Source organism: Duganella sp. 1411 (genome assembly GCF_017833525.1).
In the GTDB taxonomy this organism is placed as follows: domain Bacteria; phylum Pseudomonadota; class Gammaproteobacteria; order Burkholderiales; family Burkholderiaceae_D; genus Rugamonas.
This window is the reverse complement of the sequence record NZ_JAFICD010000010.1, coordinates 166701-187985: the sequence shown is the minus strand read 5'-3', so window position 1 is coordinate 187985 and position 21285 is coordinate 166701. Positions and strand designations below refer to the sequence as shown.

The 21285-nt window shown below is 61.7% G+C and carries 23 protein-coding genes and 1 tRNA gene; 14 read left to right on the top strand and 10 right to left on the bottom strand.

The features are described 5' to 3' along the window. Nucleotides 1–3 precede the first annotated feature (3 nt). The 3 genes from JOD97_RS31245 to JOD97_RS31235 all read left to right on the top strand — a co-directional run bounded on the left by JOD97_RS31245 (nt 4) and on the right by JOD97_RS31235 (nt 3041). Nucleotides 4–1260 (top strand): hypothetical protein, encoded by a 1257-nt coding sequence (locus JOD97_RS31245; protein WP_209726702.1) that lies wholly within the window; start codon nt 4–6, stop codon nt 1258–1260. Between the two features lie 184 nt (nt 1261–1444). Beyond that, nucleotides 1445–2266 (top strand): dienelactone hydrolase family protein, encoded by an 822-nt coding sequence (locus JOD97_RS31240; RefSeq protein ID WP_209726701.1) that lies wholly within the window; start codon nt 1445–1447, stop codon nt 2264–2266. A gap of 55 nt (nt 2267–2321) precedes the next feature. Then, on the top strand, nt 2322–3041 hold the full coding sequence (locus JOD97_RS31235) for a lipase secretion chaperone (RefSeq protein ID WP_209726700.1): 720 nt from the start codon (nt 2322–2324) through the stop codon (nt 3039–3041). A gap of 19 nt (nt 3042–3060) precedes the next feature. Here the strand turns inward: JOD97_RS31235 and JOD97_RS31230 are convergent, their stop codons facing one another. Beyond that, nucleotides 3061–4041 carry an AraC family transcriptional regulator gene (locus tag JOD97_RS31230; protein WP_209726699.1) on the bottom strand — a complete coding sequence of 327 codons (981 nt, stop codon included), beginning with the start codon at nt 4039–4041 and terminating at the stop codon, nt 3061–3063. Nucleotides 4042–4597: 556 nt separating this feature from the next. Here JOD97_RS31230 and JOD97_RS31225 point away from each other — a divergent pair. Beyond that, on the top strand, nt 4598–6058 hold the full coding sequence (locus JOD97_RS31225; RefSeq protein ID WP_209726698.1) for a hypothetical protein: 1461 nt from the start codon (nt 4598–4600) through the stop codon (nt 6056–6058). Between the two features lie 130 nt (nt 6059–6188). Here the strand turns inward: JOD97_RS31225 and JOD97_RS31220 are convergent. The 4 genes from JOD97_RS31220 to JOD97_RS31205 form a co-directional block, all read right to left on the bottom strand. Further along, a tRNA-Lys gene (locus JOD97_RS31220) sits at nt 6189–6264 on the bottom strand. 56 nt (nt 6265–6320) lie between these two features. Then, a complete protein-coding gene (locus JOD97_RS31215; protein WP_209726697.1) occupies nt 6321–8132 on the bottom strand; it encodes a GspE/PulE family protein in 1812 nt (603 codons plus the stop codon). A 187-nt stretch (nt 8133–8319) separates the two neighbouring features. After that, nucleotides 8320–9108, bottom strand: a complete 789-nt coding sequence (locus JOD97_RS31210; RefSeq protein WP_209726696.1) for a spermidine synthase — start codon at nt 9106–9108, stop codon at nt 8320–8322. Nucleotides 9109–9232: 124 nt separating this feature from the next. Continuing rightward, nucleotides 9233–9748, bottom strand: a complete 516-nt coding sequence (locus tag JOD97_RS31205; RefSeq protein WP_209726695.1) for a glycine zipper 2TM domain-containing protein — start codon at nt 9746–9748, stop codon at nt 9233–9235. Here JOD97_RS31205 and JOD97_RS31200 point away from each other — a divergent pair. The 6 genes from JOD97_RS31200 (at nt 9721) to JOD97_RS31175 (ending at nt 15504) form a co-directional block, all read left to right on the top strand. After that, nucleotides 9721–10125: a hypothetical protein gene (locus tag JOD97_RS31200; protein WP_209726765.1), complete on the top strand. Its 405-nt coding sequence runs from the start codon at nt 9721–9723 to the stop codon at nt 10123–10125. The genes JOD97_RS31205 and JOD97_RS31200 overlap by 28 nt on opposite strands. Before the next feature lie 80 nt (nt 10126–10205). Further along, a complete protein-coding gene (locus JOD97_RS31195; protein ID WP_209726694.1) occupies nt 10206–10592 on the top strand; it encodes a barstar family protein in 387 nt (128 codons plus the stop codon). A 112-nt stretch (nt 10593–10704) separates the two neighbouring features. Then, nucleotides 10705–11328, top strand: a complete 624-nt coding sequence (gene purN, locus JOD97_RS31190) for a phosphoribosylglycinamide formyltransferase (protein ID WP_209726693.1) — start codon at nt 10705–10707, stop codon at nt 11326–11328. A gap of 17 nt (nt 11329–11345) precedes the next feature. Continuing rightward, nucleotides 11346–12653, top strand: a complete 1308-nt coding sequence (locus JOD97_RS31185; RefSeq protein WP_209726692.1) for an RsmB/NOP family class I SAM-dependent RNA methyltransferase — start codon at nt 11346–11348, stop codon at nt 12651–12653. A 155-nt stretch (nt 12654–12808) separates the two neighbouring features. Further along, nucleotides 12809–14188, top strand: a complete 1380-nt coding sequence (locus JOD97_RS31180; RefSeq protein ID WP_209726691.1) for a mechanosensitive ion channel family protein — start codon at nt 12809–12811, stop codon at nt 14186–14188. Nucleotides 14189–14301: 113 nt separating this feature from the next. Continuing rightward, the gene (locus JOD97_RS31175) at nt 14302–15504 is read left to right on the top strand and encodes a fatty acid desaturase (protein WP_209726690.1); all 1203 of its coding nucleotides are present in this window, start codon (nt 14302–14304) and stop codon (nt 15502–15504) included. 233 nt (nt 15505–15737) lie between these two features. Here JOD97_RS31175 and rpmG read toward each other — a convergent pair whose 3' ends face one another. Both rpmG and rpmB read right to left on the bottom strand, forming a co-directional pair. Further along, the gene (gene rpmG / locus JOD97_RS31170) at nt 15738–15905 is read right to left on the bottom strand and encodes a 50S ribosomal protein L33 (RefSeq protein ID WP_008451489.1); all 168 of its coding nucleotides are present in this window, start codon (nt 15903–15905) and stop codon (nt 15738–15740) included. A 12-nt stretch (nt 15906–15917) separates the two neighbouring features. Then, on the bottom strand, nt 15918–16154 hold the full coding sequence (gene rpmB, locus JOD97_RS31165) for a 50S ribosomal protein L28 (RefSeq protein ID WP_056157214.1): 237 nt from the start codon (nt 16152–16154) through the stop codon (nt 15918–15920). A gap of 266 nt (nt 16155–16420) precedes the next feature. Here rpmB and JOD97_RS31160 point away from each other — a divergent pair, with 266 nt between their 5' ends. Beyond that, entirely contained in the window at nt 16421–17185 is a 765-nt protein-coding gene (locus JOD97_RS31160) for a hypothetical protein (protein WP_209726689.1), read from the top strand. Here the strand turns inward: JOD97_RS31160 and radC are convergent, their stop codons facing one another. The 3 genes from radC to JOD97_RS31145 all read right to left on the bottom strand — a co-directional run bounded on the left by radC (nt 17186) and on the right by JOD97_RS31145 (nt 18505). Beyond that, nucleotides 17186–17860, bottom strand: a complete 675-nt coding sequence (radC, locus tag JOD97_RS31155; RefSeq protein WP_209726688.1) for a DNA repair protein RadC — start codon at nt 17858–17860, stop codon at nt 17186–17188. 89 nt (nt 17861–17949) lie between these two features. Beyond that, nucleotides 17950–18225, bottom strand: coding sequence for a type II toxin-antitoxin system RelE/ParE family toxin (locus JOD97_RS31150; protein ID WP_209726687.1), 276 nt, complete (start codon nt 18223–18225; stop codon nt 17950–17952). Continuing rightward, on the bottom strand, nt 18200–18505 hold the full coding sequence (locus JOD97_RS31145) for a type II toxin-antitoxin system prevent-host-death family antitoxin (RefSeq protein WP_209726686.1): 306 nt from the start codon (nt 18503–18505) through the stop codon (nt 18200–18202). The genes JOD97_RS31150 and JOD97_RS31145 overlap by 26 nt, the downstream gene beginning before the upstream one ends. 150 nt (nt 18506–18655) lie before the next feature. On the opposite strand from JOD97_RS31145, the gene JOD97_RS31140 reads away from it, so the two are divergent. The 3 genes from JOD97_RS31140 to JOD97_RS31130 all read left to right on the top strand — a co-directional run bounded on the left by JOD97_RS31140 (nt 18656) and on the right by JOD97_RS31130 (nt 21278). Next, nucleotides 18656–19108, top strand: a complete 453-nt coding sequence (locus JOD97_RS31140) for a peptidylprolyl isomerase (protein WP_209726685.1) — start codon at nt 18656–18658, stop codon at nt 19106–19108. 7 nt (nt 19109–19115) lie between these two features. Then, nucleotides 19116–20078 (top strand): 4-hydroxy-3-methylbut-2-enyl diphosphate reductase, encoded by a 963-nt coding sequence (ispH, locus tag JOD97_RS31135; protein WP_209726684.1) that lies wholly within the window; start codon nt 19116–19118, stop codon nt 20076–20078. Nucleotides 20079–20348: 270 nt separating this feature from the next. After that, complete coding sequence (locus JOD97_RS31130) at nt 20349–21278, top strand: branched-chain amino acid ABC transporter permease (RefSeq protein ID WP_209726683.1); 930 nt, start codon at nt 20349–20351, stop codon at nt 21276–21278. Nucleotides 21279–21285 lie beyond the last annotated feature (7 nt).

Here is a 21285-nt window from a genome sequence, read left to right as displayed (position 1 = left end):
CGCATGGCCGGGGACCGCAGCTACGCCGGATTTATCACATGGATGGCCGCCACGCTGCTGGCCGGCGTGCTGCTGGTCGTCCTGTTCGTGGTGGTGGTCGATCCGTATCGGCTGTTCCGGCTGGTCGACATCGCCGGCTTCAACGCCGTCAAGCCGCGCCCCGAACATTTTCAATCGGAGATCAAGCTCGCCGGCGCGAAGGCGCTGCGCCCGGCCACAGTGTTGATGGGTAATTCGCGCGTCGACGTCGGTATCGATCCCGACAGCGAACAACTGGGCGCTGCCCGGCGCCCGGCCTACAACCTGGCGATACCGGGGACCGGCGTGGGCACCTCGCGCGAGCAGTTCGAGCATTTGCGGGCGGCCGGCGCGGCGCCGTCGACCTTGCTGCTGGGGGTGGACTTCTTCGATTTCCTACTTGATCCGGACAGCGCGGAGGTCCCGGCGAAGGCGCCGCCCGGCGGCCTGGCCGGCCAGCGCTGGAAGGTCGAAACCCTGTTCTCGCTGAACGCCTTGCTCGACGCCGTGACGACGCTGAGGATACAGCGCGATCCGGACGCCGGCACCATGACCGCGCACGGCTTCAACCCGTTGCACGACTATCTGCGCTTCGCGCGCGAGGACGGCTACCACTCGCTGTTTCAGCAGCGCGCGCTGGAAAACGCCAGGAACTTTTCGCTGGCGCCGCATGGCATCGCGCGCACGCGCGGCGACAGTTCCTCCGAATGGCGCGACCTGGGCGGATTGCTGGACGCCGCCGCGCGCGGGAAGACCGACATCCATCTGATCATCTATCCCTACCACGCGCAGTTGATGGCGATGATGGAGCAGACCGGATTGTGGCCCGTGTTCGAGCAGTGGAAGCTGCGGCTGCTGCGCGAGATCGCCACCGTCAACGCGGCGCATCCCGGGGCGCGCATCGTTTTGTGGGACTTCAGCGGCTACGGCGCGCCGCAATGCGAGCCGATACCGGCCAGGGGCGATGTCGTCCGCGCCACGCGCTGGTACTGGGAGTCGGGACACTTCAAGGCCGCGCTCGGCGAGCGGATATTGGCGAGGGTATTCGGCGCGGCGGGCGCCGCGTCCGGGACCGGTGAATTCGGCTTCCGGCTGAACGCAGCCAACTGGAACGACAACCGCGACCGCATCGCGCGCGAACGCCGCGCTTGCCTGGCCGCCGAAGCGGCGATGTTCGATGCCGCCGCCGCGTTGGTCGCCGATTTCCGGGCCCGTCATCCCGGCAAGGCGCCGGGCCGATAGCGCCGCGAAAAGGCCGCGATTGGCCGTCCAAAGCCACTAGTTTGTCCCGGTGCGCCAGTGGCCGTTCGCGGCGATCGTTGACAATTCACTACGTAAAGACATCGGTCTGAACGACCCGTCTTTGCCAAAAAAAACAAATGGGTAGTAAAGAGACAGCCATTCAATCATCTATCAGGAGCATTCAATGCAACGATTTAATATGACGCGATCCGGCGTTGCCGCCTTGCTGCTGGCGTGCGCATCGAGCCACGCTTTCGCCATCGAAAACGGTCCCGCGCCGACCTTCAGCAGCGTCCAGGCCGACGGGCCGTTCGCGGTGTCCACCCAGACGGTGCGCGGCAGTGGTTTCGGTGGCGGCACCGTGTACTCCCCGAACACGGCCGGGAAGTATGCGGTCGTCGCGGTCTGCCCCGGGTTCACCGCCACGCAGACTTCGATCGCGTTGATCAGCCGGCGGCTGGCAACCCACGGCTTCGTGGTGGTGACGATTAACACCAACACCGTGTACGATTATCCGGCCAGCCGCGCCAACCAATTGCTGGCCGCGCTGCGCACGGTCACGGCCCTGACGACGGGACCGGTGGCGGGCAAGATGGACACCAGCCGGCAAGCGGTGTCCGGATGGTCGATGGGCGGCGGCGGCGCGATGCTGGCAGCTGGCATGACCCCGGGACTGAAGGCTGGCGTGGCCTTCGCGCCATGGTCGCTGACCAACAACGTGGGTAGCTCGGCGGTGCCGATGGCGTATCTGGCCGGCACTGCCGACACGGTCGCGCCGGCATCGGTGCATTCGAGCGTGTTCTACAACGCCACGCCGGCGACAACGAAGAAATTGATCGGCGTGATACAGGGCGCCGACCATTACTTCCCGGGGACGGCCAGCCAACCGGCAAGCTACACGCAGGTGGCGTGGATGAAGCGCTTCCTTGACGGCGACACGCGCTACAGCCAGTTCTTGAATGGCGATACGCGCTTCGCCACCTTCCGCTCCACCGGACCTTTTTGATTGAGTGAAATCGGGGGCTGCGGATTGCTTGCTCCGCGCCCCCGACGGACTGAACATGGGCACGAAAATGACAAAATGGATCGTCGCCGCGATCGCTTCGGCGGCATGCGCAGTGGGAATATTCTGGGTCGCGTCCGGCGACGGGCCTGCCGACGGCGATGGCCGCGCGGCTGCCCACGCCGTGCCGGCTGCGGCGGGCTCTGGCGGCGCGCCGGCCCAAGGTGGCGGCAACGGCCAGCTCAACTCCTGGGCCGCAGTGGTTTCGTCGGCGAACTCGGCTGACATGGCCTCGCCATTGAGCACCATGACGCCCCCGGTTTTTGCCGCCGATAGCCGGGGCAAGCTGGTCCTCAACGCCGATACCCATGCGAACCTCGAGAAGCTATTACTCGAGGAAGATCCGGCAACGCTGGCGGCCAACCTGGACAAGGCGGCAAAAGCCCTGCCACCGCAGGCGGCGGCGGAGCTGAAGGTGCTGTCGGGGCAATTCCAGCAATACGCGAAGGCGCTGACCCATACCATCCCGCCTGAAACCGCGCCGGAGACGGAGCCGGAACGTTTGAAACTGCTCGACAGTTTGCACACCCTGCGGGTTTCTTATCTGGGGGCGGAGGCGGCGCAGGCCATGTTCGGCGAAGAGGAGGCGATGACACGCAAGCTCATCGGTTTGATGGCCGCGCAGGACGATCCCAATCTGACGTCGGAGCAAAAGGCGGAGCGCGCGCAGGAAATGATGAACGGCATGCGCCAGACCAAGCCGCCGCCGGCAAGTTGACCGGAGCGGGGCGGCGGCATTATTGCGCGCAGCAACGCGCTTGATACTGCTTCGGCGACACACCAAACCAGCGCCGGCTGGCACGGAACAGCGTGCCCTGGTCGGTGAACCCGAGCATGTAGGCGACTTCCCCGGCGGAGTAACGCTGCAGCGCGAAATAGTGTCGCGCCAAATCGCGTCGGGTGTCGTCCAGTATCTTCTGGAACGTCGTCCCTTCCTCCTCCAGGCGCCGCCGCAAGGTACGGTCGCCCAGACACAGCAGCCGCGCGATTTCTTCGCGCCGTGGTTCCCAGCCTTGCAACTTTTGCGCGATCAGCTCGCCCACCTTGCGGCTGATGCGGTGGTTGTCCAGGCGCGCCAGGCATTGGCTGGCGAACTGGGCATGGAACTGTTCCAGCGCCGGATGGTGGGTGGGCAGGGGCACGCTCAGGTCGGGCTCGGACAACACCAGGCGGTTGGCGTCGGCGTTGAAGCGGACCGGGCTCCGGAAGGCATCCTGGTAGGGCTGGGGATGCGCCGGTTCCGGGTAGCTGAACTCGACCACCAGCGGCGCGATCGGCCGTCCGGATATCCAGCGCAGGAATGATAGCAAGGTGAGCAGACTGAATTCGCTACGCTGCCGGGGCACGGCAAGCTCGCCGCCGAACAAGGTCAGTTCGATCGAATAGCGACCCGCCTCCGGGCGCAGCACCAGCGAGGCCGCTTCGCTCACCACGCGCATATAGCGCACCAGGCATTCCAGGCTGGCCAGTAGATTGGAACACGACATCATCGCGTAGCCAACCACGTCGAAGTTGGCGACGGAGGCGCAACGGGACCGCGCGATGCCGAGCATGGCGTTGCGGGAGCGTTGCACCGCCAGGTTCCACAGCCGGCTCACTTGTTCGGTGGGATAGCGCATCTCCGGATTGCCGAGCTGGGACATATCCAGCCCGGCGTGGCTAAACAGCGAGCGCACGTCCAGTCCCTCATCCTGCAACACGTCCCGGATCCCTTTCACCCAGGCTGCTGACGTCGTCCGGTTGCTCATGTCTCGGTCACCAATCAATGTGGAGCGTTGGCGTGTGGCTTGCGCTAGGGGAAAATGCGGGCGGCGATAAGTGTTATCAAATACACTGCTCAATTAGGCAATCATAGCAGCCGGCCACGTCTGCCACGTGCGGTTGGCGTCTTCTCTCAATCGCGTGAGCGTTTGTCAGGCGGGGCGGCGGGGGAAGGGGGGTAAAACGGTTCGCCCAGACAAAAAAAGCAGCTACGATCGCTCGTGGCTGCTTCATCTGGTACTGCGAATTCGGTGGTAGGCCGTGCGGGGATTCGAACCTGCGACCAACGGATTCAAAGTCCGCACCTGGAACAGGCCAGAACCCGCATGAACACCAGCTTTCAGAAAAAAAGATGGGGAATAATTTTACATATTCTACCCGACGCTGACTCAGCGGAAAATTATCGTTACAGATGCACTTGATGTTGTAAAATAGTCATCCTAAATACGTGCACATGGGCAATTTTTAGTGACCTTTTGTATTTTCACTGACACACTCACTTCGGAGCATTGGATGCATTTATCAACGCAGCAATTATTAAAAAAAATTTATACTTCGTTTTTGCGCAGCACTACAGGAGCCCACCAACGCATCCGAAACCACCTGACCGGAGTTCTCTTCCCGCTAGCTATCTTGCCACTGCTTGGAATGTCTCCCGCTCAAGCCGGAACATTCATCGACGTATTTGCCAAGAACGCTCAAGGTTCAGGCTATTCCACTCGTGCGGCGGCCTCTACCACCGATGCCTTCGGCAACACCTATGTGACCGGAAATTTCAGCAAGCTCGGCGGTAGCATGGTCATGGGAGGATTTACGTTATCAGCCATCGGCCCACAAGATGCGTTTGTCGCTAAGTTTGACCCTGCAGGTGTGGTCCTGTGGGCACGCAATTATGGCGGCACAACCGCGTCGACCTTCGGCAAAACGATAGGATTGGATTCGTCAGGAAACGTCGTTGTCGGCGGCGACTTCTCGGGCGGAAACGTCGCCACGCCATATATGTTGAAGATCGGCAATTCGGACGCCTTCCTGATGAAGATGGACGCCAACGGCAACATGATTTGGGCCAGAAACTATGGCGGCAGCCTGGCTAATGCCTCGATCTTTCAGTTGGCTGAAGACAGCGCCGGCAATACGGTCGCCGTTGGGCAGTTCAACAAAGCCAATCTCACCAATCCTTCATTGGCGATGTTCAACAGTGCGTTCGCGGGATATAACTCGTTTGTGATAAAGGTTGATATCTCCGGCTATACGCTATGGGCACAGCGATTTGGCGGAGCCACTACAGCCGCCGTTGCGAATGGTGTTGCCATAGACTCTGCGCAGAATATCGTCATCGCCGGCGGTTACTGGGGTGGCGTGATGACCACGCCCGCACTTCCTTCCCCTGCCGGGACCAACTGCTACGTGATCAAACTCAATAGCGTTGGCGGTCTGGTTTGGGCAAAAAATTTCGGCAGTTACAGCGGTGGGATGCAATGCATATCGGTCGCGACGGATGCCGCCGGCAATATCGGCGTGGGAGGAAACTATGGCGGTAGCCCCACTAACCCAGTACTGCCGCCGTTCGAGTCCAACGAGAATAATACGTTTGGCTTAAAACTCAATAGCGCCGGTACGCTGCTGTTTGCCAGCGGGTTTGGTGGCGCTGCGAGTACGGGGCAAAACGCAGGCGTTGCGCTCGACGGAGACGGCAATATGCTGCTGAGCGGATGGAGCCAAGGTCCGATGACGTCACCGGCCTTGTCGCCTGTTTCGGCATCGTATAGCTACTCGGTGCTGTTGGGACCTACGGGCGCGATTCGATGGACCTGGAGCCTGGGGAGCGGAGATGCTTCATATGGCATCTCCGCAAATTCGGCAAATACGTTTGCTGCCGATGGTTCCCACAATATGACCTACGCCGGCTTTTTGTATAACTACAACTACTCTGTTTCAAATCCGGTTATAGCCAGGGTCGCCATTCCTCGGTGATTGCATCGGGATAGATTTTTACTTTCTCGCTGAAAAATATTCCCCATCTGGGGAATATTCCTCATATGAGGACGCAAAAAAAGCTTACGCGCCGAAGCGGGTAAGCCTGATCTGTACTGCTAAAATTCGGTGGTAGGCCGTGCGGGATTCGAACCTGCGACCAACGGATTAAAAGTCCGCTGCTCTACCAGCTGAGCTAACGACCCCCGAAAGAGGCCGTATTATATACAGCCCTCCGCGAAGTGCAAAGGGTTTTCTGAAATCATTTTATTGTTTCCTTCATCCCCAGCGCCGCCGTGACCTTGAGCACCTCGTCGGCCGTGGTCGCGCCCTCCTGGATTTTCATCGCGCCGGCGATGCGCAGCGGCTTCATGCCGTCGGCCACGCTCTGGCGCCGCAGCGCCTGGATGTCGGTCTCCTCGCGCACCTGCTCGCTGAAGCCCGGCGTGACCGTCAGCAGCTCGTACAGGCCGGTGCGGCCGCGGTAGCCGGTCTGGCGGCATTCCGGACAGCCGACCGGGCGGTAGATCGTCTTCGGCTTGGGCAGCGCCCAGTCGCCGACGAGGCTGTGCCAGAGCTCGTCGCCCAGCTCGCCGTCGGCGGCCTTGCAGTCGGCGCACAAGGTGCGCACCAGCCGCTGCGCCATGATGCCGATCAGGGTCGCCTCCAGCAGGTAGTAGGGCACGCCCAGTTCCAGCAGCCGCATCACGGCCGACGGCGCGTCGTTGGTGTGCAGGGTCGACAGCACCAGGTGGCCGGTCAGCGCGGCCTGGATCGCCATCTCGGCCGTCGCCAGGTCGCGGATCTCGCCGACCATGATGATGTCCGGGTCCTGCCGCATCAGCGCGCGCACGCCGTCGGCGAACGACAGGTCGATGCCCGGCTGCACCTGCATCTGGTTGAAGGCCGGCTCGACCATCTCGATCGGGTCCTCCACCGTGCAGACGTTGACCTCGGATGTCGCCAGCGCCTTCAAGGTCGTGTACAAGGTGGTGGTCTTGCCGGAGCCGGTCGGCCCGGTCACCAGGATGATGCCGTGCGGCCGCTTGGTCAGCGCGTCCCAGCGCTCGGCGTCGTCGAGCGGGAAGCCCAGCTCCGGCAAGGTCTTGACCACCACGTCCGGATCGAAGATGCGCATGACCAGCTTTTCGCCGAACGCGGTGGGCAGGGTCGACAGGCGCAGCTCGACCTCCTGGCCGCCGGCGGTGCGGGTCTTGACGCGGCCGTCCTGCGGGCGGCGCTTTTCGATCACGTCCATGCGTCCGAGCAGCTTGATGCGCGCGGTCATGGCGATCATCACCACCGCCGGCACCTGGTAGACCTGGTGCAGCACGCCGTCGATGCGGAAGCGGATCGCCGCCATCTCGCGCTTCGGTTCGAGGTGGATGTCCGAGGCGCGCTGTTCGAACGCGTATTGCCACAGCCAGTCGACGATGTTGATGACGTGCTGGTCGTTGGCGTCGACCTGCTTGTTGATCTTGCCCAGCTCGACCAGTTGCTCGAAGTTGTTGCGCAGCGACAGGTCGTTGCCGTTGGATTTGTTGGCCTTCTTGATCGACTTGGCCAGGCTGAAGAACTGCGTGGTGTATTGCGCGATGTCGAGCGGATTGGCGATCACGCGGCGGATCGCGCGGCGCGAGATCTTGGAGATTTCCGCCTCCCATTCGACCGAGCAGGGGTCGGCGGTGGCCACCACCAGCGTGTCGTGCGTGAGCTCGACGGGCAGGATGTTGAAGCGCGCCGCGTAACTGGCCGACATGACGTCGGCCACCTTGGTGAAGTCGATCTTGAGCGGGTCGATGCGGATGAACGGCAGGCCGGTGCGCCGCGCCAGCCATTCGCACAGCGCGTCGAGGGTCAGCAGCTTGTGCGGCGGCTGCGCCGACAGCAGCTTGGCGTGGGCCACCGCGCACAGCGGATGCATCGGGCCGACCGTGTTTTTAAGGATGGCCTGGCTTTGCGCGTAAAGCTCCTTGACCTCGGTCTTGCGGATCATGTTGTCGGCCAGCAGCCAGGAGTAGATCTGCTGCAGATCGAGCGGAGAGGACTTGGTGGCGGGCTGGGCGGAAGACATCGTTGCGGTCACTTTCAAAAGTTGGGCGGAACGGTGCTGCGACTGCGACTGCTTACCTTGATGGCTTCTGAAACACGTAGGGCGGATTAGGCGGGACGCCGTAATCCGCCATGCATGGGCCGCCGGCGGCGCACGCATTGGCGGATTACGCTGCGCTAATCCGCCCTACGTGTTTACGTGGCATTGCCTATGCCGTGGCCAGGCTTTGCGTCAATCCTTTGACCCATGATTTGGCCGGTAGTTTGGTGTCGGCGACGATTTGCGCGGCGCGCCCGGCCAACGCATCCACATCGATCGCGCGCTTGCGCTTGAAGGCGATGGCGACGACATTGCCATCATGGACTTCCGGCAGGCACACCACCTGTTCGAACGCGAACTTGATCGCCTTGATGTTGCGCGCGTAGCTCGGGTGGTCGCCGAACAGGTTGACCGTCATGATGCCGTCGTCCGTCAAACAGGCGTTGCACGATTCGTAGAACTCGGCGCTGTCGAGCACCGGCCCGCGCGCGGTGGCGTCGTACAAATCGACTTGCAGCACGTCGAGCGCGCCGGCGTTGGCGGCGTCGTTGACGTAGTCGAGCGCGTCCATCTCCAGCACCCGCAGGCGGGCATCGTTGGGCGGCAGCTTGAACATCGAGGCGCAGATGGCGATCACCGACGGGTTCAGTTCCACCGCCGTCACCGAGGCCGACGGGAAGCTGGCGTGGCAGAACTTGGTCAAGGTGGCCGTGCCCAGGCCCAGCTGGGCGATGGCGGCCGGCTCCGGCAGCCACAGCATCCACGCCATCATTTGCTGCGCATACTCGAGCTCCGGCCAGTTGGGCTTGCGGATGCGCATCGCGCCCTGCACCCATTCCGTGCCGAAATGCAGATAGCGCACGCCGTCCTGTTCCGACAAGGTCACCGGCGCGTATTTGGCCTTGCGCGCCGGACGGGAGGATTCTTCTTTTTCGATGGATTTTCGTTTGATCAGCATGGGGAGGGAAGGGAAGCGGGAGGCCAGTGCGCATTATCCCGCTTTGCCTTACCTCAAAGCAAGCCAAAAACGGCAATGCCGGTCAATCGACCGGCATTGAGGGGGATTGCGGAAGCGGCGGGGATTAACGCTGCATCGGCTCGACCACCACGCGCAGGCGCACGCGCTCGCCCGGATCGTACGACATCACGCTGGTGTAGTTGCGGCCGCGGTAGTCGTAGGTGACCTCGTAGCCGGAAGTGCGCGACTCCCAGTGGTCGACCGTGCGGCACTGCTTGACCTGCTGTTCCTGCACGCCGCCGCTGTTGGGCAGGTTCTGGTTGTCGACGCGGTCGCCGACCACGGCGCCGGCGATGGCGCCGGCGGCGGTCGCCACCGAGCGGCCGCTGCCGCCGCCGACCTGGTTACCGGCCAGACCGCCGATCAAGCCGCCGATGATGGCGCCGCCGACGCCGCGTTGTGGCGCCGGCTGCTGGACCTGGACGTATTCGGTGCGGCATTCCTGGCGCGGGCGGTTGATTTGCTCCACTTGCGGGGTGACGCGCACCACCCGGCCGAAATCTTCAAAGTCGGCGGCCTGGGCGAAAGGCAGGGCGCTCACGCAAAGTACGGATGCAATCAATTTGGCTTGCAAGTTCATTTGGTACCTCGTTCAGTCAGGGTGTCTTATCAGGGGTTCTGATATTGCATGGTTCCTATGGTATTCCCGTTGGCGGGGCAGGAACAGTGGCTAAGCGGTATCTGTGGCAACAAATTGTAACAATGGCCAAGGCGGGCCGGAATCGCGCCATGACGAGTTTGGGACCGAAATTGTGCGGATTTGGCGCCGAAATGCCTGATAACTGTTCTGTTTTTAACAAATATTGCGCGGGCACTCACATTCGTGTTGATCTGGAAGGAACAACACGTTACCCTAATATGCGTATGGGATTCGAGAAAGATGTTGAATCAGCCACGGCAAGCTTAGACCAGCGGGCCGTGTTAAGTGGACAGGTGCTCAAATTATTTACTCATTAATCAACAAGTTAGGCACTCACGACAGCAAAGTGGACACACCGTACATACCAGGTCAAATGGAGGAAAACGAGACTCTGCTGATGACCGTGCCGCCCAACCTCGTGCAGTCGATCCGCGCCTTCCGCGTCGTCGAGTTGCAGGAGGAGGCGGCCCGCCTGGGGCACCACTTCCTGTACGCGCATTGCAACGCCGGCGCGACCAAGCAGCAAGTGCTGGGCATTATCGCGGAATCTTTTCTGTTTCCTAAAGGTATAGGCAAGAATTTTGACGGCCTGCGCGAGACGCTGACCGACACCATGGCCAAGGCCGGCCATCAGGAAGGTTTCCTGGTGGTGCTGGAGCAATTGCCCAATACCCAGAAATTTGACAAGGAAGCGCGGGAAACGTTATTGGACGTCTTCCGCGACGCTGCCGACTATTGGGCCGAAAAGAAAGTTCCGTTCCGGGTGTTTTACTCCTTCGAGTAAGCCGGTTCCCCCTCCGCATCCCGCTTGCGCGCTGGGGCGGATGCCTGCTGCGCCGCAGCATTTCTCGGCATTTTCTGGTCCGGTCCGTGTGGACAAGGTACAATGTCGGCCTATGAAAAACATCGTCATCCTTATTTCGGGTCGCGGCAGCAACATGGAAGCGATAGTCCGCGCGGCGCAAGCCGAGCGCTGGCCCGCCCGTATTGCCGCCGTCATCAGCAACCGCGCCGACGCCTCCGGCCTGGCGTTCGCCGCTGAACACGGAATCGAGACGGCTGTTGTTGCCAATAAAGACTATGCCAGCCGCGCCGAGTTCGACGCCGCTTTGCAGACCGTGATCGACGGCTTCGCGCCCGATCTGGTGGTGCTGGCCGGTTTCATGCGGATTTTGACGGCGCCTTTTGTCGCGCACTACGCCGGCCGCATGCTCAACATCCATCCCTCGCTGCTGCCGCTGTTCCCCGGCCTGGCGACGCATGCGCAGGCGCTGGCCGCCGGCGTGGCCGAGCATGGCGCGACGGTGCATTTCGTCACGGCCGAACTCGACCACGGGCCGATGGTGGCGCAAGCCGCCGTGCCGGTGCTGCCCGGCGACACGGTCGAAACCTTGTCGGCGCGCGTGCTGCAACAGGAGCACGTGATTTATCCGCGCGCGGTGCGCTGGTTCGTCGAGGGCAGGTTGACGATGGAGCAGGACCTGGTCCATGTGGACGAACATGTGACCACCACAAAATAATTTAACCAAGGAATTCCATGAGATTGCCACCAGCGATACTCGCCAACGCCGAAGAAGTGTTGCGCGAGATTTTGCGCTTTGCCGCGCCCGCCGACACCACGTTGTCGCGCTATTTCAAAGACCACCCGCGCCTGGGCGGCCGTGAGCGCGGCGCCATCGCCGAGTGCATCTACAACGTGCTGCGCAACAAATCGTTTTATACCGATTTCTCCGAGGCGGGCGGCGGCGCCACGATGCGCCGCCTGACCTTGCTGGGCATGGCCGACGCGGTCGGCGTCGACTCGCTGGGCGGCCTCACCGAGGAAGAAGTCGCGTGGGTCGAGCGCATCCTGCAGATCGACCGCAAGGTGATGCACAAGTCGAGCCGCTCGAACATGCCGAAGTGGCTGTTCGACAAGCTGGTCGAGCAGATGGGCGAAGAAGAAACCCTGGCGCTGGCCGACGGCATGAACCAGCCGGCGCCGTTGGACCTGCGCGTCAACGCCATGAAGGGCACGCGCGAGGAAGTGGCCGCCGGCCTGGCCGAAGCGCCGATCCGCAGCACGCCGACGCCGTATTCGCCGCTGGGCCTGCGCGTGCTGCAAAAGCCCGCGCTGCAAAACCTGCCGCTGTTTAAGAGCGGCCATATCGAGGTGCAGGACGAGGGCAGCCAGATCCTGTCGGCCATCGTCGGCGCCAAGCGCGGCGAAATGGTGGTTGATTTCTGCGCCGGCGCCGGCGGCAAGACCCTGGCGCTGGGCGCGACGATGCGCAACACCGGCCGGCTGTACGCGTTCGACGTGTCCGAGAAGCGTCTGGCCAAGCTCAAGCCGCGCCTGGCGCGCAGCGGCCTGTCGAACGTGCATCCGGTGCAGATCGCGCACGAGCGCGACGCCAAGATCAAGCGTCTGGCCGGCAAGATCGACCGCGTGCTGGTCGACGCGCCGTGCTCGGGCCTGGGTACGCTGCGCCGCAATCCGGACGTCAAATGGCGCCAGCAGCCAAGCGCGATCGGCGAACTGCAGGTCAAGCAGGCGGCGATCCTGGACGGCGCCGCGCGCCTGCTCAAGGGCGGCGGCCGCCTGGTGTACGCCACCTGCAGTTTCCTGGACGACGAGAACGACTTCATCGCCAAGCAATTCCTGGACAGCCATCCGGACTTCGAACTGGTGCCGATGAGCAAAGTGCTGGCCGAGCAGAAGATCGAGCTGGACATGGGCGACTACCTCAAGCTGCTGCCGCACAAGCACCAGACCGACGGCTTCTTCGCCGCCGTGTTCGAGCGCAAGCCGATGCCGAAGAAAGCGGCGCCGGTCAAGGAAGAAGAAGTGGCCGACGAGGAGTGATCTCCGGGTCTTTGCGCCGGTAAACCCGCACGGCCATGCAGGGTCGTACCCCGTGGGGTGGTGGGGTACGACCCTTAAGCTGTAACGCCAGCGTTCAGGCAAAAGCGTACGGGTTTACGCTACTCTACGGCCTCCAGCCACACTCAGCATTAGATATGTCCAAACAACAGCCGCTTTTCAACCTGATCGAAGACCTTTCCGGCGACCTGCGCGACCCCAGCATGCTATGGCAAATCGCCGCGCTGGTGGTGTCCGCGATATTGGGATGGACCTTGGCCCGGCTGCTGCGCAAGTATTTTGGACGCAATGAAAACCGTGGCGACATCATGCGCTTCGGCGTCGAGAGCGTCGGCCGGGTGGTGCCGCCGATGCTGGTGGTCGGCCTGCTGGTCCTGTCGCGCCTGGTGCTGCTCAAGTATTACCAACACCCCAACAATCTGCTCAAGGTGGCGATACCGATCTTCGGTTCGCTGGCGGTGATCCGTTTCGCGGTCTACCTGCTGCGCCGTGTGTTCGCCCGCCGTGGCGAGATCAGCCCGACGATGCTGGCGTTTGAAAAAATCTTCCAGGTGCTGGTGTGGCTGGCGTTCGTGGTCTACATCACCGGCATGTGGGACGACGTGTACCTGTATCTGGACAACACCATCCTGCCGATGGGCAAATACAAGGTCTCGATCGCCGACGTGCTGCAAGCGATCGTGTCGGTGGTGGTGATGCTGATGCTGGCGCTGTGGGCCGGCACCGCGCTCGAGGAATGGCTGATGCGCCTGCAGGGCATGCACACCAGCCTGCGGGTGGTGCTGTCGCGCACGGTGCGCGCGGTGCTGATCCTGGCGGCCGTGCTGGTGAGCCTGTCGCTGGTGGGGATCGACCTGACCGTGCTGTCGGTGTTCGGCGGCGCCCTCGGCGTCGGCCTCGGACTGGGCTTGCAGAAGATCGCCAGTAATTATGTGTCCGGTTTCATCATCCTGCTCGACCGCAGCCTGACCATCGGCGACATGATCACGGTCGACAAGTACAGCGGCAAGGTCACGCAGATCAACACCCGCTACACGGTGCTGCAGGCGCTCGACGGCATGGAATCGATCATCCCGAACGAAATGCTGGTGTCGGGCGCGGTGCAGAACTCCTCGCTGTCGAGCAGCATGGTCAATATTTCAACCCGGGTGTCGGTAGCCTACGACACCGACGTCGACCTGGCGCTCAAGTTGCTGGAAGCGGCCGCGCTGAGCGTCGAGCGGGTCAACAAGGAGCGCCTGCCGTCGGCCACCTTGCTCAGTTTTGGCGCCGATGGTCTCGATCTGCAAGTCGGTTTCTGGATCGACGACCCGGAAAACGGTCGTGGCGGCGTCACATCCGACGTCAACCGTGCGATCTGGCGCGCGTTGAAAGAGCATGGCATTTCCGTGCCGTTCCCGCAGAGGGAAATGCGCATCCTCGGCCCCGTGCCGGCGCTGCTGGCCGACCCGGAAAGCACGACCGTGCCAAAGGAAATGTCTGTGACCTCAGGAAATCCTTCCTCAAATCACCTTTGATTCAGCGTACAATTACAGGTTGTTAGCAAGACTAATGGACTTCCTGCGCCTGTCGAAAACGCAATATTTGCGGAGTTGCCGCGAAGGCGAGACAGGCCCACCTTGGAGTATTAATGAGCTTTAGTTTAAATGCGGTATTGGATTTTTTGTCTAACGGCGTGACCCGATTCACCGCCTGGGAAGTGTTTTTCTACACCCTGGCCGTTACCCACATCACCATTGCCAGCGTTACCATCTACCTGCACCGCCACCAGGCGCACCGCGCGCTGGAGTTGCACGCGATCCCGAGCCACTTCTTCCGTTTCTGGCTGTGGCTGACCACCGGCCAGGTCACCAAGGAATGGGCGGCGATCCACCGCAAGCACCACGCCAAATGCGACACCGAGGAAGATCCGCACAGCCCGGTCACCCGCGGCATCAAAAAAGTGTTCTGGGAAGGCGCCGAGCTGTACCGCGCCGAATCGAAGAACCTGGAAACCATGGAAAAGTATGGCCATGGCACGCCTGACGACTGGATCGAGCGCAACCTGTACACGAGGTTCAGCTGGCAGGGCGTGGCGTCGCTGCTGGTGATCAACGTCATGTTGTTCGGCGTTATCGGCATCACCGTGTGGGCGGTGCAAATGATGTGGATTCCGGTGACGGCGGCCGGCATCATCAACGGCATCGGCCACTACTGGGGCTACCGCAACTACGACTGCTCGGACGCGGCCACCAACATCATCCCGTTCGGCATCCTGATCGGCGGCGAAGAGTTGCACAACAACCACCATACGTTCGCGACGTCGGCCAAGCTGTCGTCGAAATGGTACGAGTTCGACATCGGCTGGGGTTACATCCGCGCGCTGGAGATGATGGGTCTGGCCAAGGTCAAGAAACGCGCGCCGGAGCCGAAGTTCGCCAAGGGCAAACTGGAAGCGGACTTCGACACCTTGCAGTCGGTCATCGCCAACCGTTACGACGTGATGGCCAAGTACGCCAAATCGATCAAGGCCGCCTGGCACGAAGAGGTGGAGCACCTGAAAGACAAGGCGCAGCTGGAATCGCGTTTCCTCAAATCGTCGCGCAAGCTGTTGCAGCGCGAGCCGGGCAAGCTGGAAGCGCCACAGCAGCAGCAACTGGTTGAATTGTTCCAGCACAGCAAAGCGCTGGAAACCATGCACAACATGCGTGTGGAGCTGGGCGTGATCTGGGAGCGATCGCACTTCACGCGCGACCAGCTGCTGCACAAGCTGCAGGACTGGTGCAACCGCGCCGAAGCGTCGGGCATCAAATCGCTGCAGGAGTTTTCGTTGCGTCTGCGCAGCTACGCCTAAGTAGCTCCGCTTCAACAAAAAGGCCCCGTTCGGGGCCTTTTTTACATCCGGGGTCAGGTCCACCATTTCTACACGAACTGGGCTGTGGGCGGCCGATTTGCCTGTAAAAGCGCGCGAAGTGTGTCGATACGGCTCAGCGCGTGTAGAAATGGTGGACCTGACCCCGGAGTGGAGACGTAAAAAAACCGCCGGGCTTGCGCTGGCGGTTCTTTTGAAGAAGCGAAGATCGTTGATTACTTGATCTTGGTTTCTTTGAACATGACGTGCTTGCGTGCTTTAGGATCGAACTTCATGATCTCCATTTTAGCAGGCGTGGTGCGCTTGTTCTTGGTGGTGGTGTAGAAGAAACCCGTGCCTGCGGTCGATTCCAGTTTGATTTTGTCGCGGCCAGTTTTTGCCATGGTAGCTCCTAATTAGACTTTTTCGCCACGGGCGCGCATGTCCGACAGAACGGCGTCGATGCCGACCTTGTCGATGACGCGCAGACCAGCGTTGGACAGACGCAGGGATACCCAGCGGTTTTCAGATTCAACAAAAATACGACGGTTCTGCAGGTTAGGCAGGAAACGACGTTTGGTTTTGTTGTTTGCGTGGGAAACATTGTTGCCGACCATCGGCTTCTTCCCAGTAACTTGGCAAACACGTGCCATAACGCACTCCTTAAAAGACATTCCACAATTGGAAAAACGAGAGTATATCCAAAAAACTCAGCTTTTTCAATGACTTGTGAAAAACAATTGTGTCTTGATAATCTCAATAAATTTAACAATTGTGACTTGAAGGTGCTTCTCCTATGGAAATGCTCGGCCGAACAGGCGCTGGACGGTAAAAAGCTGGTTCTTTTGCCATGATGTTTATTTGCAAAGCTGGCACAATGCCCATCTGAAATCACTCGCCCCACAAGGAGACTGCGCTGATGTACGCTAGGAAAAAACTGTTCGCGTTACGCTGGCTGATGGCGTTGTCGGCGCTGTCCGCCGGAGGCTTGGCCGTCGCCGCCGGCCCGTCCGCGCCGGGCGGCCTGTATGTCGGCTATTACCAGGAGGACCCGTTGTCCAATCCGGAGGACCCGATGCCCGGCGCCTTCGTGCTGAACCTGCCGGAGAAGGATGCCGCGTTCGAGGGCGCGATGTTTTTCACCTTTGTCGGCTGCCAGAGCAGCAACGTCGGCACGGTCAAGGGAAACAAGGCGGGCTACGACCTGAGCGGCACGTGGTCCGGCAACATCGATAACAGCGCGCAGTCCGGGCCGTATCAGGGGCGTTACGATCCGGCCAGCGGTTACTACAAAGGTGTGTATTCGAATGCCGCGGGCAAGCAGTTCAAGGATGTTCCCGGCTGCATCAAGTACTACATCGGGCCGAACGGTAGTTGGGAGATGTTCGCCGTCGAGCAGAACCAGCCGGCCAGCTTCAAGGTTACCGTCTCGGCCTCGAAAGTGTCGTGGCCCAAGTTGCCCAACGCGGCCATGACACTGGTGTACGTGATCGAGCCGGGCATGGCGAAGGCGGGCGGCGCCAATCCGATCAAATTCCAGACCGTGGTGCCGGCGCAAGTGACCAGTTTCAGCATCCCCGCAGGCGGCTTGACCAAGGGTAAGGAGTACATCGCCGCGACCTTGATTGCCGACGGGAAGGCGAAGCGCCTGGCCTTCGCCAGCAAGCGTTTCGTGGCGCCCTGATCACATCTGCCCGTGCTCGGCGAACGAGTGCACCTGGTGGCCCGCCACCACGAAATGGTCGAGGATGCGGATGTCGACCAGGGCCAGCGCCTGCACCAGCGCGCGCGTCAGCCGCAGATCCGATTCGCTCGGGTCCGGCGTGCCGGAAGGGTGGTTGTGGGCGAGCATGACGCTGGCGGCGTTGCACGCCAGCGCCTCCTTGACCACTTCGCGCGGATAGACACTGGTATGGGTCAACGTGCCGCGAAACAATTCCTTGCTGTCGATCAGGCGGTTTTTGACGTCCAGGAACAGCACGTGAAACGATTCGAAGCTCTTGCCGCTGAACGAGAGCCGCAGATAGTCCTTGACCGCGCGCGGCGAAGCCAGCGTCTCGCCCGACCTGATTTCCTCGAGCATCGCGCGCCGCGCCAGCTCCATCACCGCCTGCAATTGGGCGAACTTGGCCGGCCCCAGGCCGTGGATTGCGGAGAACTCCGGCAGCGAGGCGCCAAATAGCCGTTGCAACGACCCAAAATGGTGCATCATGTGCTGGCCCAGCTGCACCGCGTCCTGCCCCGGCACGCCGATGCGCAGAAATACCGCCAGCAATTCCGCGTCCGACAGCGCGCCCGCGCCCTCGCGGATCAGGCGTTCGCGCGGGCGGCGTTCGGCCGGCCAGTCATTGATCGTCATGGGTATCCTCCGGGAAGAAGTACCCATTGTGGTCAAAGCGGAAGTTGGAATACTGATGGGAGTCTGATTAAGGCGATTTGAGTCCGAAGTTACTTCATTCGGTCCCATTGTTTGTAGACGTCGGCATCGTTGCGCTTGCCGATCACCAGCACTTCGATCGTATCGTCGGTGACGGCGTAGATCACGCGATATTCGCCGGCGTCCACCCTGCGCTCACGATTTTTCCCGCCCTTGAGGAGGGAACTGTCATGTGGCTCCGGATTACGCAAGAGTCCGAGTACGGTTCGGCCGATTTGCTTGTAGATCTTGGGCTCCAGTCCGGACCAAAACTTCTCGGCATTATGAGTTAGCGCCAGCTTCCTCATTTTGAACGTCCCCTATAGCGCCAAGAATGGTCTTCACCCGCTCGGACCCGACAAAGCCCCCCTCGCGCGCCAGATCGGCTTTTGCCAACCAAAGTTGATCTTCCAGTTCCTGGATGCGGGATACCATGGCGTCGAAATCGCGCCTTGAGAGGATGTATGCGGCGACACGACCGCGCTTGGTGATGCCAACGGGCTTGCGCGACGCCTCGTTGAGGACTTCCCCGAACTGCGTCTCCGCATCCTTGGCGTTGTATATCTTAAGGGGCGCTGCGGTGGTCATGTCGATTCCTAAAAAATCATGCGCTACAGGCGAAATCAATATACACCCTTGGGCGGCGCAGTCAATTGATCCCAAATCAGCACAGGCGGCGGGCGCGAGGGGCAAGGTGGCTTACAATATAGCCTTTGCTAGCTCACCGAACCTCAAGTCATGTCCAACGCGCAACCTGTCGTCACCAAATCGGCTTATCTCACCCTGCATTATCGTCTGGCCTCGCTGGACGGTACTGATATCGTCACTACCTTCAGTGGAAATCCCGCGACCCTGATGCTGGGTCAGGGCCAGCTGGCGCCGGTGCTGGAAGAGTTGCTGATCGGCCTGCCCGAGGGCACGCACAAGACGTTCGAGCTGGAACCGGGCGTCGGCTTCGGCCCGCGCAACCCGGAACTGGTGCGCGAAGTCACGCGCGCCACCCTGGACGAGAACTCGGTGCCCGGCGCCGACTATAAAGTGGGCGACCTGGTCGACTTCGCCGCGCCCGGCGGCGGCCGCTTCGCCGGCATCCTGCGCGAGCTGGGCGACGATACCTGCCTCTTCGACTTCAACCATCCGCTGGCCGGCCAGCCGCTGAAGTTCGAAGTGAACCTTATTTCCGTGCTGTGAGGAACCGATGAGCGATAAAGAACTCCTGTTGGCCCAGCCGCGCGGCTTTTGCGCCGGCGTCGACCGCGCGATCGAGATCGTCGAGCGCGCGCTGTTGCAATTCGGCGCGCCGATCTATGTGCGCCACGAAATCGTCCACAACGCCTATGTGGTGGAAGACTTGCGCAATAAGGGCGCGATCTTCATCGAGGACCTCGACGACGTCCCGGCCGGCAATACGCTGGTGTTCTCGGCCCACGGCGTGTCCAAGGCGGTGCGCGCCGAGGCCGAATCGCGCGGCCTGAGCATCTTCGACGCGACCTGTCCGCTGGTGACCAAGGTCCACGTGGAAGTGGCCAAGATGCGCAAGCAGGGCTGCGAGATCATCATGATCGGCCACGACGGCCATCCGGAGGTCGAGGGCACGATGGGCCAGACCGAAGCGGGCATGTATCTGGTCGAAACGGTGGCCGACGTCGAGCTGCTCGAGGTGACCAAGCCGGAGCAGCTGGCCTATGTCTCCCAGACAACGCTGTCGGTCGACGACACCGCCGACATCATCGAAGCGCTCAAGCGCAAATTCCCGGCCATCATCGAGCCGAAAAAGGGCGACATCTGCTACGCCACCACCAACCGCCAGGAGGCCGTCAAGTTCATGGCGCCGCAGGTCGAGCTGGTGATCGTCGTCGGCAGCCCGAACAGTTCCAACTCCAACCGCCTGCGCGAAGTGGCCGAGAAGATGGGCACGCCCGCCCACATGGTCGACAACGCCACGCAGATCGATCCGGCCTGGCTCGAAGGCAAGCTGCGGGTCGGCGTGACGGCCGGCGCGTCGGCGCCCGAGGTGCTGGTGCAGGCCGTCATCGACCGCCTGAAAGAGTGCGGCGTGCGCAGCGTGCGCCCGCTCGACGGCGTGCTGGAGTCGGTGACCTTCCCGCTGCCCAAGGGCCTGGACGGGCAAAAACCGGCGGCCGCGGGAGGCGCGGGCTGAGCGGCAAGGCGGCAGGCAGAACTTAATTCAGTAGTTGCGTACTTATTCCGCAGTAAGTTTTTAGGGAATCTCGCTATCATTGCCTCGCTCGCAAAAGCTTGTCGATTAGGCTCATAAACGCCCAAGCGGTGCGCAGGGTTTTATGCCGGCTCAGGCATGGAACTTGCATGATTATCGTGTAGTCAACGGCGGCACTACGGGGACATCTCGCCCCGGGGTGCCGTTTTTGTTACTTGGACCGTCTGTGCAATACAAAAATTAAAGGCTCTCATGGATACTTTTATCCAACAAATCATAAATGGCTTGGTGCTGGGCAGTATGTACGCGCTGGTCGCGCTGGGCTACACCATGGTGTACGGCGTGCTCAATCTGATTAACTTCGCCCACGGCGATGTGCTGATGGTGGGGGCGATGACCGGCCTGACCATCCTCAAATATCTCAACGAGTACGCGCCGGACCTGCCCGGCTACGTCAAGCTGGCCATCGCCATCGGCGGCGCCATCCCGGTCTGCATCATCGTCAACGTCATCATCGAACGCGTCGCCTACCGCCGGCTGCGCAACGCGCCCCGGCTGGCGCCGCTGATCACGGCGATCGGCGTCTCCATCCTGCTGCAAACCTTCGCCATGATGATCTGGACCCGCAACCCGCTGCCGTTCCCGCAGCTGCTGTCGACCGAGCCGGTGGTGGTCGGCGGCGCGCTCATTTCGCAGACGCAGATCCTGCTGCTGGTGCTGGCGGCCGTGTCGATGACCGGGCTGGTGCTGCTGGTGGAAAAAACCAAGATGGGCCGCGCCATGCGCGCCACGGCGGAAAACCCGCGGGTCGCCGGCCTGATGGGCGTCGACTCGAACAAGGTCATCGTCGCCACCTTCGCGCTGGGCGCGGCGCTGGCCGCCGTCGCCGGCGTGATGTGGGGCGCCAACTACGCGTCGATCCAGTTCGCGATGGGCTTCGTGCCGGGCCTGAAGGCGTTTTCGGCGGCGGTGCTGGGCGGCATCGGCAACATCTACGGCGCGATGATCGGCGGGATCGTGCTCGGCATTATCGAGAGCCTGGGCGCCGGCTACATCGGCGACCTGACCGGCGGCTTCCTCGGCAGCCACTACCAGGACATCTTCGCCTTCGTCGTGCTGATCATCGTGCTGACGGTGCGTCCGTCCGGCATCATGGGCGAGCGCGTCGCCGACCGCGCGTAACAGGGGG

Coding starts and splice junctions, on each gene's coding strand:
- JOD97_RS31245 (WP_209726702.1), top strand. CDS start 4: ATGGCCGGGGACCGCAGCTACGCCGGATTTATCACATGGATGGCCGCC.
- JOD97_RS31240 (WP_209726701.1), top strand. CDS start 1,445: ATGCAACGATTTAATATGACGCGATCCGGCGTTGCCGCCTTGCTGCTG.
- JOD97_RS31235 (WP_209726700.1), top strand. CDS start 2,322: ATGGGCACGAAAATGACAAAATGGATCGTCGCCGCGATCGCTTCGGCG.
- JOD97_RS31225 (WP_209726698.1), top strand. CDS start 4,598: ATGCATTTATCAACGCAGCAATTATTAAAAAAAATTTATACTTCGTTT.
- JOD97_RS31215 (WP_209726697.1), bottom strand. CDS start 8,132: ATGTCTTCCGCCCAGCCCGCCACCAAGTCCTCTCCGCTCGATCTGCAG.
- JOD97_RS31210 (WP_209726696.1), bottom strand. CDS start 9,108: ATGCTGATCAAACGAAAATCCATCGAAAAAGAAGAATCCTCCCGTCCG.
- JOD97_RS31200 (WP_209726765.1), top strand. CDS start 9,721: ATGCAATCAATTTGGCTTGCAAGTTCATTTGGTACCTCGTTCAGTCAG.
- JOD97_RS31205 (WP_209726695.1), bottom strand. CDS start 9,748: ATGAACTTGCAAGCCAAATTGATTGCATCCGTACTTTGCGTGAGCGCC.
- JOD97_RS31195 (WP_209726694.1), top strand. CDS start 10,206: ATGACCGTGCCGCCCAACCTCGTGCAGTCGATCCGCGCCTTCCGCGTC.
- purN (WP_209726693.1), top strand. CDS start 10,705: ATGAAAAACATCGTCATCCTTATTTCGGGTCGCGGCAGCAACATGGAA.
- JOD97_RS31185 (WP_209726692.1), top strand. CDS start 11,346: ATGAGATTGCCACCAGCGATACTCGCCAACGCCGAAGAAGTGTTGCGC.
- JOD97_RS31180 (WP_209726691.1), top strand. CDS start 12,809: ATGTCCAAACAACAGCCGCTTTTCAACCTGATCGAAGACCTTTCCGGC.
- JOD97_RS31175 (WP_209726690.1), top strand. CDS start 14,302: ATGAGCTTTAGTTTAAATGCGGTATTGGATTTTTTGTCTAACGGCGTG.
- rpmG (WP_008451489.1), bottom strand. CDS start 15,905: ATGGCAAAAACTGGCCGCGACAAAATCAAACTGGAATCGACCGCAGGC.
- rpmB (WP_056157214.1), bottom strand. CDS start 16,154: ATGGCACGTGTTTGCCAAGTTACTGGGAAGAAGCCGATGGTCGGCAAC.
- JOD97_RS31160 (WP_209726689.1), top strand. CDS start 16,421: ATGTACGCTAGGAAAAAACTGTTCGCGTTACGCTGGCTGATGGCGTTG.
- radC (WP_209726688.1), bottom strand. CDS start 17,860: ATGACGATCAATGACTGGCCGGCCGAACGCCGCCCGCGCGAACGCCTG.
- JOD97_RS31150 (WP_209726687.1), bottom strand. CDS start 18,225: ATGAGGAAGCTGGCGCTAACTCATAATGCCGAGAAGTTTTGGTCCGGA.
- JOD97_RS31145 (WP_209726686.1), bottom strand. CDS start 18,505: ATGACCACCGCAGCGCCCCTTAAGATATACAACGCCAAGGATGCGGAG.
- JOD97_RS31140 (WP_209726685.1), top strand. CDS start 18,656: ATGTCCAACGCGCAACCTGTCGTCACCAAATCGGCTTATCTCACCCTG.
- ispH (WP_209726684.1), top strand. CDS start 19,116: ATGAGCGATAAAGAACTCCTGTTGGCCCAGCCGCGCGGCTTTTGCGCC.
- JOD97_RS31130 (WP_209726683.1), top strand. CDS start 20,349: ATGGATACTTTTATCCAACAAATCATAAATGGCTTGGTGCTGGGCAGT.